2 protein-coding genes and 1 pseudogene are annotated in these 3,386 nt (G+C 57.5%); all 3 read left to right on the top strand.

Going from position 1 to position 3,386, the window contains the following annotated elements; all coding sequences use genetic code 11:
• Positions 1-472: pseudogene (locus Q0628_RS12205) on the top strand (NAD(P)H-dependent oxidoreductase subunit E); the annotation flags it as partial.
• Positions 473-474: 2 nt separating this feature from the next.
• On the top strand, positions 475-1,782 hold the full coding sequence (gene nuoF, locus Q0628_RS12200) for an NADH-quinone oxidoreductase subunit NuoF (RefSeq protein ID WP_298771348.1): 1,308 nt from the start codon (positions 475-477) through the stop codon (positions 1,780-1,782).
• Positions 1,783-1,786: 4 nt separating this feature from the next.
• Positions 1,787-3,386: 2Fe-2S iron-sulfur cluster-binding protein (locus Q0628_RS12195; RefSeq protein WP_298771345.1), on the top strand; the 1,600-nt coding region annotated here is incomplete at its 3' end.

Here is a 3,386-nt window from a genome sequence, read left to right as displayed (position 1 = left end):
CGGTCAGCTCAAGATGAAGCGCGGTACGACTCTTACCGAAGCTAGCATCGATCGCATTATCGACTGGTGCAAGGCTCACGCGAACAACATTCCGAAGCACGACGTGCTCGGCGGCACAGTGAAGGGCCACGGCGGCCATCCCGGTGCTCCGGGTGCTACGGCCAAGCCGCAGGTCGCTGACTACGCTCCGCCTTCTCCGGTGCTTAACGTGAAGGCCGAAGCTGACGAAAACGGCGCTACCCTCACCTGGAAGGGCGCTCCCGAATTCACGAAAATTGTCGTCGAAAAGAAGAACGGCAATGACTGGGTCGCCGTGGGCGAGCCCGGCGTGAAGGACAAGGCCTTTGTAGATGCTGCCGGCAAGGCGGGCGATGTGTATCGCATGATTGCAACTTCCGGTGAACGTACGGCAAAACCTTCCAAGGAAGCGGTGACTACCCAGAAGCCCGCGCCCGTAGAGGAGGCTAAGTAATTATGGCTGAAGTAGTAAAAGTTTGTACAGGAAATTTTGGCAAGGGCGCCCAGGACATCGAAGTCTACAAGAAGCTGGGCGGCTACGCGAACATTTCGGATCGCTTGTTCAACATGAGCCAGTTCGAAGTGATTGACTACGTGCAGCGTTCCGGCCTGCGTGGCCGTGGCGGTGCAGGCTTCCCGACCGGTATGAAGTGGAGCTTTGTTCCGCGCAATTCCGGCAAGCCCGTGTACATTGTAGTGAACGCTGACGAAGGCGAAGGCGGTACCTTTAAGGATCACTTCTTGATGATGGAGGATCCGCACCGCTTGATCGAAGGCTTGATTATTGCAGCCTGGGCTCTTGGTAGCCGTGCCGCATACATCTACTGCCGTGGCGAATTCCTGCCCTGCATCGAAAGCTTGAACAAGGCTTTGAATCAGGCATACGCCGCCGGTTATCTCGGCGAAAACATTTGCGGCACCAAGTTCAGTTTCGATATCTTTGTTCACCGTGGCGCAGGCGCCTACATTTGCGGTGAAGAAACTGCTTTGATCAACTCGCTCGAAGGCCAGAAGGGACAGCCCCGTCTGAAGCCGCCTTTCCCGGCGGTGAGCGGTGCATGGAAGAGCCCGACTTGCGTGAACAACGTCGAGACCATTATGTCTCTCCCGTGGATTTTCCAGCATGAACCCGAAGAATACGCCAAGATGGGCACTCCCCGTGCCGGCGGTACCAAGGTGTTCTGCATCTCGGGCGACGTGAAAAATCCGGGCGTGTACGAAGCTCCGCTCGGCACTCCGATGATGACGATGATTAACGAATACGCCGGCGGTATCGTGGGCGGAAACCTGAAGGCGGTACTCCCGGGCGGTTCTTCCTGTGCTCCGCTGAACGCGGGCGAATGCGCCGTTGCTACCATGGATTACGAATGCCTCGCTTCCATGAAGACGATGTTCGGTTCGGGCGCCATGATCGTGATTAACGATACGCACAACATGGCTGAACTCCTGAACGTGCTCGGCAACTTCTACAGCCACGAATCTTGCGGCCAGTGCACTCCGTGCCGCGAAGGTACGGGTCTTTTGCACCGCATTCTGAACCAGATTGTGGAAGGCAAGGGCCACGACGGCGACGTGGAACTCATGCAGAGTCTTTCTGGTGGATTTGGCGGCGTGACGATTTGCCCGCTGTCTATTTCGCTCGGTGGCCCGGTGGGCTCCTACACGGCGAAGTTCCGCGCTGACTTCGATGAATTAATCGCAAAGAACCCCGACCACGCCAAGCCGCGTGTTCAGGAAAACTATCGTCCTGGAATTTTCTGGTAATCATATGAGTAACTACTATAACATGCCGAAACTCCCGACCGAGAACAGCCCGAAGGTGGAAATCTTCGTGGACGACAAGCCGGTGATGGTTCCGGGCGACACGAACCTCCTCGAAGCTTTGAAGGCTGTCGGGATTGAAACTCCTCACGTATGTTACCACCCGTATTTGCCGGTGTCCGGTAACTGCCGCCAGTGCCTGGTGGAGCAAGAAGGCCCCCGCGGTCGCATGCTCGTGATTGCATGCTACACGCCGGTCGCTCCGGGCATGAAGATTTACACGCCCGCATCTAGTGCCCGCGTGAAGAACGCCCGCAAGGCCACCCAGGAATTCATGCTGGTGAACCACCCGCTCGATTGCCCGATTTGCGACAAGGCCGGTGAATGCACCCTGCAAGAGAACTACATGGAAGCGGGCCAGAACGAATCCCGCATGCGTCCGGAATACGGCAAGAACTACCACGGCAATCCGGCGCACCAGTTCATTGATGCCAAGGGTCAGCTCCGTGGCGGTAAGCACGTGGACTTAGGCCCGCGCGTGTTGCTCGACGAAGAACGCTGCGTGCAGTGCGACCGTTGCGTGCGCTTTATGCGTAGTATCGCCGGTTCCGAACAGTTGCAGCTCGCTGGCCGTGCCGACCACACTTACATTACGACCTTCCCGGGCGAAAAACTTGACCACGAATACGACTTGTGCGTCACGGACGTTTGTCCGGTGGGTGCCATGACCGCGAAGTACTTCCGCTTCCAGAAGCGCGTCTGGCTCCTGAGCCACACGCCGACCATTTCGATGGACGACTCCCTGGGTGCAAACATCTGGCTCGACTACGCCGACGGTCACATCTACCGCGTGATGCCGCGCTGCAACCCCGAAGTGAACCGCAGCTGGCTCTCTAATACGAGCCGCCTTGCGTTCCAGAACTTCGACAAGAACCGCTTGCCGGCTATGGATCTGGATGCGGTGAAGTCCGCCCTTAAGGCCGGGGGCAAGGTCGCCCTCGTCGCCGGTGGCGCATGCACCGTCGAAGATCTCGCTGCGGTTCGCATGCTCAAGGAATCCTTGGGCGACTCCGCCGAACTTTTCGGCGGCACCTTCAAGAAGGTGGGTGCCCCCGACGGAATTGCCATGAGTGGCGACCCGTTTGCAAACCGCGCCGGTTTCAAGCTGCTTGGCATTCCTGACAACAACCTCGAAGACCTTACGAAGCGTGCTTCTGAATTCAAGGTGCTTGTCACCGTGAATAACGACATCTTTGGCGAAGGTGGTTCTGCGGCCTCTGCCCTTGAAAAGATTCCGACCCGCATTGCTCTCTCGGCATTTGACGATGCCACCGCCCAAAAGGCGTCGCTCGCTTTCGGCATTCGCCACTGGAGCGAAGTCCAGGGTACTATGGTGAATAGCCTGAACATTTTGCAGAAGCTCTCCGCCTGCCCTGTCTGCCCCGACGAAAAGCTCCGTCCGGCATACGATGTGCTTTCTGACCTCGCCGGTTCCCGCTTCGAGAGCGCCTTCGACGCTTTCAAGAAGGCAGGCGAGTATGCAAGTGTGCTTGCAGGACTTTCCTACGATACCATCAAGAATACAGGCAAGTTGCTCGAAGGAGGTA

Source organism: uncultured Fibrobacter sp., assembly GCF_937877005.1.
GTDB lineage: Bacteria > Fibrobacterota > Fibrobacteria > Fibrobacterales > Fibrobacteraceae > Fibrobacter.
This window is presented reverse-complemented; position numbering and strand designations above follow the sequence as displayed.

Excerpts from the sequence above, each read along its gene's own strand:
- nuoF (WP_298771348.1), top strand. The coding sequence starts at position 475 with ATGGCTGAAGTAGTAAAAGTTTGTACAGGAAATTTTGGCAAGGGCGCC.